This is a genomic window from Leifsonia sp. 563 (assembly GCF_040545055.1).
Taxonomy (GTDB): domain Bacteria; phylum Actinomycetota; class Actinomycetes; order Actinomycetales; family Microbacteriaceae; genus Leifsonia.
In genome coordinates this window covers 1,120,821-1,134,026 of the sequence record NZ_JBEPLE010000001.1, presented here as the reverse complement: position 1 = coordinate 1,134,026, position 13,206 = coordinate 1,120,821, and the positions used below count along the sequence as shown (strand labels likewise).

14 protein-coding genes are annotated in these 13,206 nt (G+C 70.6%); 5 read left to right on the top strand and 9 right to left on the bottom strand.

Annotation, left to right across the window (positions count from 1 at the left end):
- Positions 1-12 precede the first annotated feature (12 nt).
- A complete protein-coding gene (gene rimK / locus ABIC47_RS05495) occupies positions 13-1,239 on the bottom strand; it encodes a 30S ribosomal protein S6--L-glutamate ligase (RefSeq protein WP_018192648.1) in 1,227 nt (408 codons plus the stop codon).
- 26 nt (positions 1,240-1,265) lie between these two features.
- Here rimK and ABIC47_RS05490 point away from each other — a divergent pair, with 26 nt between their 5' ends.
- Positions 1,266-1,742, top strand: a complete 477-nt coding sequence (locus tag ABIC47_RS05490) for an ATP-dependent zinc protease family protein (protein ID WP_018192647.1) — start codon at positions 1,266-1,268, stop codon at positions 1,740-1,742.
- A gap of 139 nt (positions 1,743-1,881) precedes the next feature.
- On the opposite strand, the gene ABIC47_RS05485 is transcribed toward ABIC47_RS05490, so the two are convergent.
- Positions 1,882-2,760, bottom strand: coding sequence for a hypothetical protein (locus ABIC47_RS05485; protein WP_354478088.1), 879 nt, complete (start codon positions 2,758-2,760; stop codon positions 1,882-1,884).
- Positions 2,761-2,791: 31 nt separating this feature from the next.
- Here ABIC47_RS05485 and ABIC47_RS05480 point away from each other — a divergent pair, with 31 nt between their 5' ends.
- From ABIC47_RS05480 to ABIC47_RS05470, 3 genes are all read left to right on the top strand, one after another.
- Positions 2,792-3,679, top strand: a complete 888-nt coding sequence (locus ABIC47_RS05480) for a DNA-methyltransferase (RefSeq protein ID WP_020076354.1) — start codon at positions 2,792-2,794, stop codon at positions 3,677-3,679.
- Between the two features lie 68 nt (positions 3,680-3,747).
- Positions 3,748-4,572 (top strand): phosphatase PAP2 family protein, encoded by an 825-nt coding sequence (locus tag ABIC47_RS05475; protein WP_020076355.1) that lies wholly within the window; start codon positions 3,748-3,750, stop codon positions 4,570-4,572.
- A gap of 130 nt (positions 4,573-4,702) precedes the next feature.
- Positions 4,703-5,443 (top strand): DUF4190 domain-containing protein, encoded by a 741-nt coding sequence (locus tag ABIC47_RS05470; protein WP_354478085.1) that lies wholly within the window; start codon positions 4,703-4,705, stop codon positions 5,441-5,443.
- A gap of 4 nt (positions 5,444-5,447) precedes the next feature.
- Here ABIC47_RS05470 and ABIC47_RS05465 read toward each other — a convergent pair whose 3' ends face one another.
- The 3 genes from ABIC47_RS05465 to ABIC47_RS05455 form a co-directional block, all read right to left on the bottom strand.
- Positions 5,448-6,332 carry an alpha/beta fold hydrolase gene (locus tag ABIC47_RS05465; RefSeq protein ID WP_354478082.1) on the bottom strand — a complete coding sequence of 295 codons (885 nt, stop codon included), beginning with the start codon at positions 6,330-6,332 and terminating at the stop codon, positions 5,448-5,450.
- Positions 6,333-6,343: 11 nt separating this feature from the next.
- Positions 6,344-6,736, bottom strand: coding sequence for an SRPBCC family protein (locus tag ABIC47_RS05460; protein WP_354478080.1), 393 nt, complete (start codon positions 6,734-6,736; stop codon positions 6,344-6,346).
- Positions 6,737-6,870: 134 nt separating this feature from the next.
- Complete coding sequence (locus tag ABIC47_RS05455; protein WP_354478077.1) at positions 6,871-8,118, bottom strand: hypothetical protein; 1,248 nt, start codon at positions 8,116-8,118, stop codon at positions 6,871-6,873.
- Between the two features lie 45 nt (positions 8,119-8,163).
- Between ABIC47_RS05455 and ABIC47_RS05450 the strand changes: the two genes are divergently transcribed.
- On the top strand, positions 8,164-8,724 hold the full coding sequence (locus ABIC47_RS05450; protein WP_354478075.1) for a CGNR zinc finger domain-containing protein: 561 nt from the start codon (positions 8,164-8,166) through the stop codon (positions 8,722-8,724).
- On the opposite strand, the gene ABIC47_RS05445 is transcribed toward ABIC47_RS05450, so the two are convergent.
- From ABIC47_RS05445 to ABIC47_RS05430, 4 genes are read right to left on the bottom strand one after another with little or no spacing between them, the layout of a single operon-like run.
- Positions 8,712-9,734 carry a LacI family DNA-binding transcriptional regulator gene (locus tag ABIC47_RS05445; RefSeq protein ID WP_354478072.1) on the bottom strand — a complete coding sequence of 341 codons (1,023 nt, stop codon included), beginning with the start codon at positions 9,732-9,734 and terminating at the stop codon, positions 8,712-8,714. The genes ABIC47_RS05450 and ABIC47_RS05445 overlap by 13 nt on opposite strands.
- 27 nt (positions 9,735-9,761) lie before the next feature.
- A complete protein-coding gene (locus tag ABIC47_RS05440; RefSeq protein ID WP_354478069.1) occupies positions 9,762-11,213 on the bottom strand; it encodes a GH1 family beta-glucosidase in 1,452 nt (483 codons plus the stop codon).
- 2 nt (positions 11,214-11,215) lie between these two features.
- Positions 11,216-12,118 (bottom strand): carbohydrate ABC transporter permease, encoded by a 903-nt coding sequence (locus ABIC47_RS05435; RefSeq protein ID WP_020076363.1) that lies wholly within the window; start codon positions 12,116-12,118, stop codon positions 11,216-11,218.
- A complete protein-coding gene (locus ABIC47_RS05430; RefSeq protein WP_354478065.1) occupies positions 12,115-13,197 on the bottom strand; it encodes a carbohydrate ABC transporter permease in 1,083 nt (360 codons plus the stop codon). Before ABIC47_RS05430 ends, ABIC47_RS05435 begins: the two co-directional genes overlap by 4 nt.
- Between the last annotated feature and the right edge of the window lie 9 nt (positions 13,198-13,206).

Sequence of the window (13,206 nt, the reverse complement as noted above, 5' to 3'; positions counted from 1 at the left end):
CGTCGCTCGCTCTTACTCCGTCGCGGCGACGGGTGCGGTCTCGCTCTCGGTCAGCGCCTCCTGGGCCTCCTTCGGCAGCTTGCGCACCTTGGCGCGGCGCTTGCGGCGGTCCGGGATCATCGACCGCATCTCCTCCAGCCGTCCGAAGCAGAGCAGCCGGTCGCCCGCCTCCAGGACGACGCCGCTGCGCGGGTTCGGGATGACGGACGCGCCCCGGTGCAGGGTGAGCACCGAGATGTCGCGGTCGCCGAGACCGGAGTCGCGGAGGGTCTTGCCGACGAGGTCCGCGTTGGTGTGCACGAGCAGCTCGGCGACGCCGTAGCCGGTCGAGACGGTGAGGCGCTGACGGACGTCGATCTCGGGGAACGCCACCTGGTTGTCGATGAAGTCGATGATCGCGCCGGCCACATCCAGTCCGGTTGCCCGCTCGATGCCCTCGAGCCCCGGTGAGGAGTTGACCTCCATGACCAGCGGGCCGTCCTTGCCCTCCAGCATGTCGACGCCGGCGACGCGGAGTCCCATGATCTGCGCCGACCGCACCGCCGCCTCCTCGAACTCGGGAGTCAGCGCGACCTTCTCGACGGTGCCGCCGCGGTGCACGTTGGAGCGGAACTCGTCCCCGCTCGCCACGCGCCGCATCGCGGCCACCACCCGGTCGCCGACCACGAGCGCGCGGATGTCGCGCCCGCGGCTCTCGGCGATGAAGCTCTGGATGAGCACGTTCTGCTTCGTGGAGTGCAGCGTCTCGATGATCGACTCCGCGATCTTCGCCTCCGGGGCCAGGATGACGCCGATGCCCTGGGTTCCTTCGAGCAGCTTGATCACGACGGGCGCACCGCCGACGCGCTCGATCGCCATGCGCACGTCCGCGCGGCTGTTCACGAACGCCGTGCGCGGCATCCCGATGTTGTGGCGCGAGAGGATCTGCGTCGCCCGCAGCTTGTCGCGCGAGTTCGTGATGCCGTTCGCGGTGTTCGGCGTGTACACATCCATCTGCTCGAACTGCCGCACGACGGCGGTGCCGTAGTAGGTGATCGAGTTGCCGATGCGCGGCAGGATCGCGTCGTAGTCGGACAGCAAACGGCCCCGGTACTGCAGGTCCGGCTCGTCGCCGGAGAGGTCGATCGCGAACCGGAGCGTGTTGAGCACCTTGACCGTATGACCGCGGTTCTCGGCCGCCGACCGCAGCCGCTGCGTCGAATACGCGTGCGGGGCGCGCGAGAGGATGGCGAGTTTCACGGGAGGGCTCCTGCAAAGATGGGGGAATGGCCGACCTCCATCCAACCACCGACACGGTCGGCTGGCGTGAGTGGGTGAGCCTTCCCGGCATCGGCGTGCCGTGGATCAAGGTGAAGGTCGACACCGGAGCCCGCAGTTCGTCCTTGCATGCCTTCGACATCGAGGAGTTGCCGGGCGATCGGGTGCGGTTCCGGGTGCAGCCGTGGCAGGACTCCGATCGGGATGCGGTCACCGCCGAGTGCGCGGTGCACGACCGCCGCGTGGTGCGCAGCTCGTCCGGTCACACGGAGGAGCGGATCGTCGTGCTGCTCGACCTTGTGCTCGGCGGCCGCCCGGTGACCGCGGAGACGACGCTGACCAACCGCGACCAGATGGGTTTCCGGATGCTGGTCGGGCGCGAGGCGCTCCGCCAGGGCTTCATGGTGGACCCGGCGCGCTCCTTCCTCGGCGGCCGGGCGCCGCGAGAGATCCGCCGCCGCAACCGCGGCCGCGAGCTCGCCTGACGCGCGGCCACCCGCGTCTCCCACCGGCTGTCGCGAGATTTGGCGCAAATCTCGGTTTTGACGGCCCCATAACGACGATTTGGCGCAAATCTCGCGCGAGGCGAGGCGAGGCGAGGCGAGGCGAGGCGAGGCGCGGCGCTCAGTCCAGACCGAGTTCGCGCCTCCAGTGGGCCAGGAACTCCGCGCCCGCGTCGTCGTGGATGGCGTCGCCGATGGTGATCACCTGGTACGGCCGGTCGAGGACGCCGTCGGAGGGCCGCACATCCACGTGGGCCACCTCGTAGCCCGCGTCGTGCACGAAGTCCGCCATCTTGTAGTCGCTGCGCGAGTCGCCCACCGACCGCCAGCGGCGGGGGAGCGGTCCGCGCGCCGCGAAGTAGTCGAAGGCGCGCTGCGCGCCGCGGTCCTTGTCGAGCAGCACCGACTCGATGTCGGTGGAGATGATGGTCGGGTCGATCCGGTACGGCACCGCGCCGTCGGCGTCGGGGGCTTCCCGGTCGCCGTAGCGCAGGCCGACCCCAAGGCTGGTCAGCGCGTCGAAGGCGGCGTCCTGGAAGCGCGACTGGGCCTCGGCGTAGGTGTCCGCATCCACGTCGGTGCGCTGCTCGACCGAGATCATCGCGCGCTTCGTCTCGTCGAAGAACATGGTGTCGGCGAAACGGTCGCGCACGAGCCGGCGGACCGCGTCGACCGCCTCGGGCGTGAAGGCGACCGTCTCGTCCACGGTGACCTCGCCCATCCCCTCGCCGGTGATCGGCGCCCACGCGCCGCCCTTCTCGAACACGCCGAACATCCGCGCGCCGTGCTGGTCGAGGGCATCACCGAGGCCCGCGTCGCACAGCGGCGTCACCACCTGGTTGCGGATGAAATCGCCCGACCGCCCGGTGATGAACGCGATCGGAACGCCCGCGGCGGCGATCGCCACCAGGTCGGTGACAATGCTGCGGATGGCGATGGTGCGGGTGACGGGACTCGCGATGGGCCCGTCGACGTCGAAGAGGAGGCCGAGGTTGTGCACAGTCCATTCTCTCCGCTGCGAGAATGGTCGCATGTCGCAGCCCGCTCCCGCAGCCCAACCGCTGTGGCATCCGGATGCGCCCAGCACGGTCGTGCAGGGCGACAACCTGGAGGTGCTGGCGGCCCTGCCGGACGCGTCCTTCCGCCTGATCTACCTCGATCCTCCCTTCAACACCGGGCGGCCGCAGGCGCGGCAGACGCTCACGTCGGTGCGCTCCGAGGGCGGCGCCGGCAGCGTGATCGGGTTCAAGGGGCGCAGCTACGAGCGCATCAAGGGCGACCTGCTCAGCTACGACGACCGCTTCGAGGACTACTGGGGCTTCCTGGAGCCGCGACTGATCGAGGCCTGGCGGGTGCTGGCCGACGACGGGACGCTGTACCTCCACCTCGACTACCGCGAATCGCACTACGCCAAGGTGCTGCTGGATGCGCTGTTCGGCCGGGAGTCGTTCCTCAACGAGATCATCTGGGCCTACGACTACGGTGCGAAGCCGAAGAACCGGTGGCCGGCCAAGCACGACACGATCCTCGTCTACGTGAAGAACCCGTCGGCGTACCACTTCGACAATGCCGCGGTCGAGCGTGAGCCGTACATGGCGCCGGGGCTCGTCACACCGGAGAAGGCGCAGCTCGGCAAGCTGCCGACGGACGTCTGGTGGCACACCATCGTGTCGCCGACCGGCCGCGAGAAGACCGGGTACCCGACGCAGAAGCCGGAGGGTGTGCTTCGTCGCATCGTCCAGGCGTCCAGCCGGGAGGGGGACTGGGTGCTCGACTTCTTCGCGGGGAGCGGCACGACCGGCGCGGTCGCCTCGGCGCTCGGGCGGCGCTTCGTGCTGGTGGACAGCAATCCGGCCGCCGTCGCGGTCATGCGCGACCGGCTGGCGGCCTGCGAACCCGGGGTTCGCTTCGTCGACTGAGCGGATCCCCGCGATCCTCGGCGTTCGTCCGGAAATCTCAGAGTCGTGTGTGGAAGGGTGGATGCACTATGCGATCGAGCCTCCGCGCCCTCCCCTTCTTCTGGGGTGCGCTTGTCTCCGCCGGTTCGTTCGTCGCCGTCTACCTGGTCTTCGTGCAGAGTTACATCGGCCAGGTGATCGATGAGCGGGCGTTCGCGGGGGCGGATGCGTGGAAGGGCGACGTGATCGAGTTCGCGCACACCTTCCTCAACGCGCTGCCGGTCGCCTCGGTGGTGATCGGAGCGATCGCGGCCATCGTGATCGTGCTGGTCCGGCGCAACTGGCTGGTCTTCGCGGTGGCGGTCGGAGCGGCCATCGGCGCGAACGTGAGCACGCAGGTGCTGAAGTACACCATCCTGTCCCGGCCCGAGAAGGGCGTGGATGTCGGGCTCTCCAACTCGCTGCCCTCCGGTCACACGGCGGTCGCCGCCTCTGCGGCGCTGGTCGTCTTCCTGGTGGCGTCGCCGCGCCTCCGCCCGGTCGCCGCGGTCATCGGCTCGATCTTCGCGATCGCGGCCGGCGCATCCACCCTGGTCGAGCAGTGGCACCGGCCCAGCGACGTCGTCGCCGGAATGCTCGTCGTCGCGTTCTGGGGCTGCCTCGCCGGGATCGTGCTCTCATGGCTGCACCTCCCGGGTGCCGAACCGCCGGTGCGCAGCAAGCTGTGGCCGCTGGTCTGGATCGGTGCGGTCTGCGCGGCCGGCTCGGTCATCGCGCTGCTGGTCACCTACTTCTCGGCCCAGTCGGGAACGGAACACCTGTTCATCGCTTACGCGGGCGGCGTCGCCGCGATCGTGGCGACCGGGTTCGTGCTGGCCGCGCTGGGCAACCGCCTGTACCGCCGCCTGGCCTGACGCTCGGGCGGGTGTTCGCCTCGACCGCAGCCGCGTCATATTGCCGACATTCAGTGCGTCTGCACGGGTGGGCGGTGATTTCGCGCCGCCCTACGACGCCCGGCGCGCCTGCCGCGCCCAGGAAGGCCCCATGAACGACGACACCCCCACCCCCGCGGAGACGGACGCCCGACCCGCCGCTCCCATCGAACCCGCCGCGTCGGTCCCACCCGGTGATTCGGCCCCGCCCATCCCGCCCGGCCTTCCTGCGCACGCGCGCCCGCAGAAGACCAACGTCCTGGCGATCATCGCCCTGATCGCAGGCTTCCTCGTCCCCCTCGCCGCCTTCATCTGCGGGGGCATCGCGCTTTCCCAGATCAAGCGGACGGGCGACAAGGGTCGCGGTCTGGCCTGGTCCGGCATCATCGTCGGCGCGGTCGTGAGCGTGCTCACCATCGTGGTGTCGATCCTGATCGTCGTCGCTACCGCGGCCGCCGTGCAGAGCGCCGTCGACACGGCATCGCAGAAGGGCTCGCCGTCCGCGTTCCACAAGCCGGGGTGCCAGGAGATCGGCGAACTCGTCGTCGACATCAGCGAGCAGATGGGCGGGATCGCCCAGGCCACAGGTGCTGAGCGCATCGAGGCGATCTCGGAAATGCAGGAGCTCTCCGCTGAGGCGCACGCGCTCGCCGTGACGATCGACGACCCGCAGGTCGCCGACGCTGCGGAGAACACAATGACGGCGCTCGACGATGTCATCGTGACCTTCGAGGCCGCGTCCACCGATGCCCCGGCCGACCCGGGGAGCGCGTACGACACGATCGCCCGGGCCAAGGAGCAGCTCACGACGCTATCAGCCGCGATGACGGAGCTGGAGACCGCCTGCCGTTAGCGGATCAGGGCGCCGCGGAGCCGTCCTCGTGCTCGTCGAAGAACCCGGTGAGCGCATCGACGAGCTCCGCGGGAGCCTCCTCGGCGACGTGGTGACCCGAGTCGATCCCGTGCCCGCGAACGTCGGTGGCCCACGCATCCCAGATCGCGAGGGGGTCGCCGAAGAGCTGCTCGAGGTCGTCGCGGAGTGACCAGAGCACGAGCAGCGGCATCGTCAGCTGTCGCCCGGCGGCGCGGTCATCCTCTTCGTCGGCCCGGTCGACCGTCAGCCCCGCGCGGTAGTCCTCCAGCATCGCGCGCACGACCTCTGGGCGGTGGATGGCCTCCCGTCGCTCGGCGAAGTTCTCGAGTCCCATCGCCTCGGGGTCGCCGTGGTACCAGGAGTCCGGGTCGGCGGTGATGACGCGCTCGGGAGCGTCCGGCTGGGCGAAGAAGAACCAGTGGTACCACTGGGTGGCGAACTCCGGCGTGATGCGGTCGAGGTGCTCGACGATGGGAAGACAGTCGAGCAGGGCGACGCGGCGGACAGCTTCGGGATGGTCCATCGCCAGCCGGAATGCCGCGTAGCTGCCGCGGTCGTGGCCGACCAGGTCGAACCGGTCATGGCCGAGTCGATGCATCAGTTCGCGGACGTCCTCGGCCATCGCCCGCTTCGACGCCTGCGCGTGGTCGGCGCGCGGCGGCGGTGCGGTCGAGCGGCCGTAGCCGCGCAGATCCGGCACGACGACGGTGCGGCCGTGTTCCACGAGCAGCGGCGCCACCCGGTGCCAGGTGGAGCCTGTGCGCGGGTGGCCGTGCAGCAGCACGATCGGCGGTCCGTCACCGCCGATCCGGACGTGGATGCGCGCCTCGCCGACATCGACGTCGGCGATCTCGAACCCGTCGAACATCGCCCGGTAGGTCAGGCCTTCTCGCGCAGGTTCTCGGCGATCTTGGCGAGCGATCCGTCGAGCGCCTGCTGCATCCCGTCGAACTCCTGCGTCGTGTGGATGCTCAGCTCGACTCCGTCGTCGGTCAGGCGGAGGGAGCCGTGGTAGTCGTGCGGTCCGGGAGCCGACCAGCGCACCTCGCGTGCGGCACGATCCACGTCGAAGTTCGCCTCGGAGGTGACCGTCTCGTCGGTACCGTCCCGGTCGGCGTCGACGTGGGCGGTCGTCTCGACCTTGCCGTCGGGCAGTTCGTGCGCCTCGGTCATGCGCGGGAAGTAGGCGGGAAGGTTCTCCGGGTCGGAGACGTAGTCGAAGTACTCGTCGGCGTCGCCATCGAGCGCTCGCTTCGCGGTGTATGTAGGCATGCCGCGACCGTACGCTCGCCCCGCCCCCTCCGCATCCCCTTGCCCCCCACCGTTGACCCCCACCGTCGAGTCCGCAAACTTTGCACGCCCCACGCCGTCGAAGTGTGCAAAATGTGCGGACTCGACGGTGGGGGTCAGGGGGCGAGGGAGGTGCGGGACGAGCGGGCGGCGCGCGAGGGACGGGACGCGATCGAGGCGTCGAGGGCGACGGCGGTGAGGGTGAGGGCGCAGACGCCTGCGGCGCAGAGGATGAGGACCCCGGCACCGAACGGAGCGATCAGCCCGGCGGCGGCCACGCCGATCGCGCTCCCGGCCACCTTCACCCCGGCGACGGTCGCGAAGACGCGCGCGGCAGCCCCGGGCGGCGAGTACTCGGTGCGGGCGGCGAGGGTCGCCGCGAACAGGGCGGAGTTAGATGCTCCCACCGGCGCGAACGCCACACCGCCGATCGCTGTCTCGGCCGAAGGCACGAGCAGCGCCGCCAGGGGCAGCAGCAGCGCGACACCCGTGACCGCGACACCGATGCGCACCAGCCGCTCGGGCGACCCGGACAACGGTCGCGCGATGAGCAGAAGCGCCGCGGCCAGCCCGCCGGCGCCGTACAGCGCCATGAGGAGGGCTGCCGACGACGGCGCCGCGCCCCGGCTCGACGCGAGGGCGGCCGCGATCACCGGTGCCGCAGCGAGGGCGGTCGCCGAGCCGACCGTTGCGACGGTGGTGCGACGAAGGGGCGCGGACGTCAGCAGCACTCGAAGGATGCCGCCGCCCGCAGCACGCGCTGCGGTCCGGCGGGTGCGCGGCAGCCAGAGCACCGGGACCGCGGCGATCACCAGTAGCCCTGCCGTTGCGGCCAGAGCTCCGGCGGGCGAGAGGAGGACAGCGCCGGCGGCGATGGCGGCCGGGCCGACTGTCCCCGCGACGCCGTACGTCAACGCGTCGAGGGCCTGTCCGCGCCGCTGGGTGACACTCGCTGCGTCCGCCGCGGTCGCATCTGCCGTCGACCGAGCCGCCAGGATGGGCGCCAACCGGCTGCTCAGCCCTCCCGTGACGAGCGGTCCCGCGCAGCCCGCCGCCGCCAGCGCGGCCGCCGCGCCGATGATGCTCGCCGGCAGCGTCACCGCGGCGACGACGAGGAACAACGCGTACCAGAGGAAGGCGCCGGCGAGCACGGGCCCGGGCCGCTCGCGCGCATCCAGCAGCCGTCCGGCGAGCGGCCCGATCAGGTGCGGGATGGTGAGTGCGGCGGCCAGCAGCCCTCCCGCGGCGGGACCGCCGACGGCCGTTCCCGCGAGCACCGCCGCGACGATCGCCCCCGCGTCCGCCGACCGCGCCGTCACCGCCGAGGTGAGGTAGGCGATGACGCCGGCTCTCCGCTCGCTCATGCGCCACACGTTGCTCCGGGTCGCGTCACCTGTCAAGATAGTGACGTGACTTTCGAGTTCGTCGCGGGCAATCTCGCCCTCGACTTCGTGGCGACCGTCGCCGAACGCCGGACGACGGCGGTCGAACGCGTCCCGACCCCTGAGGCGCTGGCCCGCTGGTTCGCCGATGCGGGAGTGGTGGATGCGCCACCGCCTGTCGACGACACCGGCCACCGCGAGGCCCTCCGCCTTCGCGAGACGATCTGGCGGCTCCTCACCACGGATCCGGGCGAACCGCTCGACGCGGACGCCGTCCGGCAGCTGCAGCGTCACGCCGCGGCGCCCCTCCCGGTCGCCGTCCTCGCGACCGACCGCGCCGTCACCACGACGGGCGACCTCAGCGGCTGCCTCGCCGCGGTCGCGCGGGCCGCCGTGGACGCGTTCCGCCCCGAGAATGCCCGACACCTCAAGTGGTGCGAGGGCACGGACTGCACGCGGCCGTTCCTTGACGCGTCGCGCGCATCCAATCGCCGCTGGTGCGGGATGGCCGGCTGCGGCGACCGCGCGAAGGCCGCGGCCTACCGAGCCCGCAAGCGCGCCGGCCGCGGCGCGCATCAGGTGCTCTGACGCACCACCAGCTCGGTCGGCAGCAGCGTCACGCGGTCGACGTGCTCGCCCGCGAGGCGCCGCACCAGTACGCGCGCCATCGTCTCGCCCAGCCCGATGGAGGGCTGGTGCACCGTCGTCAGCGGCGGCGTCGACATCAGGCCGAAGCTGTCGTCGTCGTACCCGACCACCGCGATGTCGCCCGGGATGCTGAGCCCTGCCTCGTGGATCGCCGAGTACGCTCCGGCCGCCATCTGGTCGTTCGCGGCGAACAGCCCGTCGATCGGACGGCCCTCCGCCAGCAGCCGCCGCATCGCTTCCGAGCCCGAGGCGGGTGAGAAGTCGCCGTACGCGACGCGCGTGGCGTCGAGCCCGGCCGCATCCATCGCCCGCTTCCAGCCCGTGAAGCGGTCGAGGCCGGCCGGCATGTCCTGCGGTCCGGTGATGAGGGCGATGTTGCGGCGCCCGCGGTCGATCAGGTGCTGGGTGGCGACCTGCGCGCCGGCGACGTTGTCCACATCCACGTAATACGAGAGGTGCTCGGTCTCGCTGACCGGACGTCCGCCGAAGACGAGCGGGAGGGATGCGCCCAGCTGTGCGTAGGAGTGGTCGCCCGAGTGGTGCGAGACCACGAGCGCTCCGTCGACGTTGCCGCCCATCAGGTAGCGCCGGGTCTTGTCGGGGGTGGTCTCCGACGAGATCACCATGTTGAGCGTGTACTCCGTGTCGGCGAGGCTGAGCGCGACGCCCTGGACGATGGATGCGAAGAACGGGTCGGCGAAGACCTTGGCCGTCGACTCCGGCACGACGAGGGCGACGACCTGCGTGCGCCGTGACGCCAGCGATCGCGCGGCGCGGTTGGGCACGTAGTTGAGGTCGGCGATCGCCCGCTCCACCGCGGCGACGACCTCCGCCGTCACCTTGGGCGATCCGTTCACGACCCGCGACACGGTCGCGCGCGACACCCCGGCGCGCGCGGCCACCGCCTCCAGGGTCGGCACCGCCCCGCCCGTGATCTGCTCGGTCGTCATCGGGTCTCCTCGTCGCTCGCGTCCATGCTAGACGTGCGACGCGGCGACTTCCTCCGCGACGCCCTCCGCGCGTGCTGCCGCGATGACCTCGGCGAACGCCTGCCCCGAGTCCTTGACCGTGCGCTCCTGCGTCTCGTAGTCGACGCGCACGATCCCGAATCGCTTGGCGTACCCCCACGCCCACTCGAAGTTGTCGAGCAGCGACCAGACGAAGTACCCGCGCACGTCGGCTCCCTCCTCGATGGCGCGACCGACCGCGTCGATGTGGGCGAGGATGTACGCCGTGCGCTCGCTGTCGTGCACGCGGCCGTCGTCGGACACGACGTCCTCGTACGCGGCGCCGTTCTCGGTGATGTACAGCGGCGGGAGGGTCGGATAGTCGCGGGTGAGGCGCACCAGCAGCCCGCGCAGCCCGTCGGGGTTGACCTCCCATCCCATCGCGGTGATGGGCAGGCGCCGCGACGGGAAGGTCACGTACTCGCTGCCGACGAACGGTGACGAGGTCGGCCGCGGCGTCGGCACGACCGGCGCGGGTTCGTCCGCGCCGAGGGGATGCCCGCTCACGTTGTCGTCGTGGTAGTGGTTCACGCCGAGGAAGTCGAGCGGCTGCGCGATCGCGGCGAGGTCGCCGTCGTGGACGAGCTCCTCGAACCGGTACTCGCGCACGTCCTCCAGCACATCGGCCGGGTAGGCGCCGAGCAGCAGCGGCTCGAGGTACATCCGGTTCCACAGGCCGTCGATGCGGCGGGCGGCCTCCTGGTCCACCGGGTCGGCGGGATCGTTCGGCACGGCGGTCGTCAGGTTGAGCGTGATGCCGAGTTTGAGCGCGTCGCCCTTCCCGCGCTCCGTGGCGCGCGAGCGGATCGCAGCGGCGGCGAGCCCGTGGGCGAGGTGCTGGTGGTGCAGCGCGGCGAGCCCGGCGCGCGGCTCCTGCCGCCCGGGGGCGTGCTCGCCGCCCGCGTAACCGATCAGGGAGGAGCACAGCGGCTCGTTGAAAGTGGTCCAGTGGTCGACCCGGTCGCCGAGGGCGTCGTACACGGCGATCGCGTAGTCGCGGAACCGGTACGCGGTATCGCGGTCCGCCCACCCGCCCTTCTCCTCGATCGCCTGCGGGAGGTCCCAGTGGTACAGGGTGAGCCACGGCAGGATGCCGGCGCCGAGCAGCTCGTCGACCAGCCGGTCGTAGAACGCGAGCCCGGCCGGGTTCACGGTCCGGTCGCCCGGCTTCACCCGCGCCCACGACGTCGAGAACCGGTACGACTGCAGCCCGAGGGAGGCCATGAGCGCGACGTCCTGCGGCATGCGGTGATAGTGGTCGACCGCCACCTCGGGGGTGTCGCCGCCGGCGATCGCCTGCGGGACCCGGGCGAAGGCATCCCAGATGGAGTCCTCCTTGCCGTCCTCGTGGGCGGCGCCCTCGATCTGCGTTGCGGCGGTGGCCGACCCCCAGAGGAAGCCGTCGGGCCAGGTGCGGTTCATTCTCAACCTTTCACCGCGCCGGCCATGATGCCGGAGACCAGCTGCCGGCCGGCGAGCACGAAGAGGATCAGCAGGGGGATGGTGGCGAGCACGGCTCCGGCGAGCACGATCGAGTAGTCGACGTACTTCGCCGACTGCAGCTGACTGAGCGCCACCTGCAGTGTCGGGTTCTGCGGCGCGACGAGCAGCGGCCAGAGGTAGTCCGTCCACGCGGTCATGAACGTGAAGAGGCCGAGGATCGCCATGGCCGGTCGGGCAGCGGGGACGCCGACGTGCCAGAACGTGCGGATCATGCTCGCGCCGTCGACGCGGGCCGCCTCGATGAGCTCCTCGGGGATCACGTCGACCAGGTACTGCCGCATGAAGAACACGCCGAACGCCGTGACCAGGGTCGGCACGATGACCGCGCCGAGGGTGCCCGTCCAGCCGAACTGCTTCATGACCATGAACAGCGGGATGATGCCGAGCTGTGTCGGCACCGCCAGCGTCCCGACGACGAAGACCATGAGGCCTTCCCGCCCGCGGAAGCGCAGCTTGGCGAACGCGTAGCCGGCCAGCGTCGAGAATCCGACGACCGAGACGGTGATGACCGACGCGACGATGATCGAGTTGCCGAGCGCCAGCCAGAACGGCACGGTGTTCAGCACTTCGCCGACGTTGGTCCAGAACTGGCCGCCGGGCAGCAGGGGCGGCCAGGTCGACGTGAGCACGGTGCTGTCGCTGGAGCCGGCGACGAACGACCACCACAGCGGGTAGGCGCCGCCGATGAACAGGGCGAGCAGGATGCCGTAGGTCAGGAATCCGGGCCGGCGGTCGATGCCGAGCGCCTTGCGCTTGGGGGCCCGTCCGGGTCGGGTCCCGGCGACAGGGCGGGGGGCGCGGGTCTCGCGCGCGGTGGCGGTCACAGGTTCTTCTCCTCGCTCGCTGCGGCCAGGATGCGCGAGGCCTGCAGTCGTTTCGCGGTCCGTTTCTTACTGAGCCGGCTCTCGGTCGAGGCGATGCGGCGCGAGATCAGGAAGTTGAGCACGCCGAACACCACGATCAGGAGGAACAGCAGCCACGCGATCGCCGAGGCCTTTCCGAAGTTCTGACGGTTGAACGCCATGTCCCAGAGGTAGAGCACGGTGGTCTGGTACTGCCGCTGCGGACCGCCGGGCACCGCGCTCGACGGGTTGAACAGCTTGGGCTCGGTGAAGATCTGCAGTCCGCCGATGGTGGCCGTGATGATGACGAAGATCATCGTCGGGCGGATGCTCGGCAGCGTGATCGAGAAGAAGCGGCGGAACGACCCGGCGCCGTCGAGGGCGGCCGACTCGTGGATGTCGCGGGGGACCGCCTGCATGGCGGCCAGCAGGATGAGCGCGTTGTATCCCGTCCACCGCCAGTTCACCATGGAGGCGATGGCGACGTGCGACGGGAAGGTCTGGGTCTTCCACATCACCGGGTCGAGGCCGACGGCCTGCAGCATGTTGTTGATGAGCCCGTACTTCTCGTCGAACGCGCTCGAGAAGATCAGGGTCACCGCGACCGGGGTGACGACGTAGGGGAGCAGGACGCTCATCCGCCAGAAGGTCTTGGCCCGGATGTTCTGGTCGAGGATCGCCGCGATGAAGACGGCGGCGATCAGCTGCGGGATGGCGGAGAGCAGGAAGATGCTGATCGTGTTGAACAGCGAGTTCCAGAAGAACGGATCGCTGAGCTCCGCTGCGTAGTTCTTGAAGCCGACCCACTCGCCGGGCCCGGTGAGCAGGTTCCAGTTGTTGAGTGAGACGACGAACGTGTAGACGAGCGGGAAGAGCCCGACCAGCCCGAAGAGGATGAAGAAGGGCGCGATGTAGAAGTAGGGCGACGCCTTGACGTCGAAGCGGCTGAGGCGCTGCCTGAAGTTGAGGTCGGCGCGTGGGGCGCGGCCGCGCCGCGGCGATGCGGCGGGGGCGGCGGCGCCTGCGGCGTCGTCCCGAGCGGTGGGTGCGGTGGTGGTCATGGCGGTTCT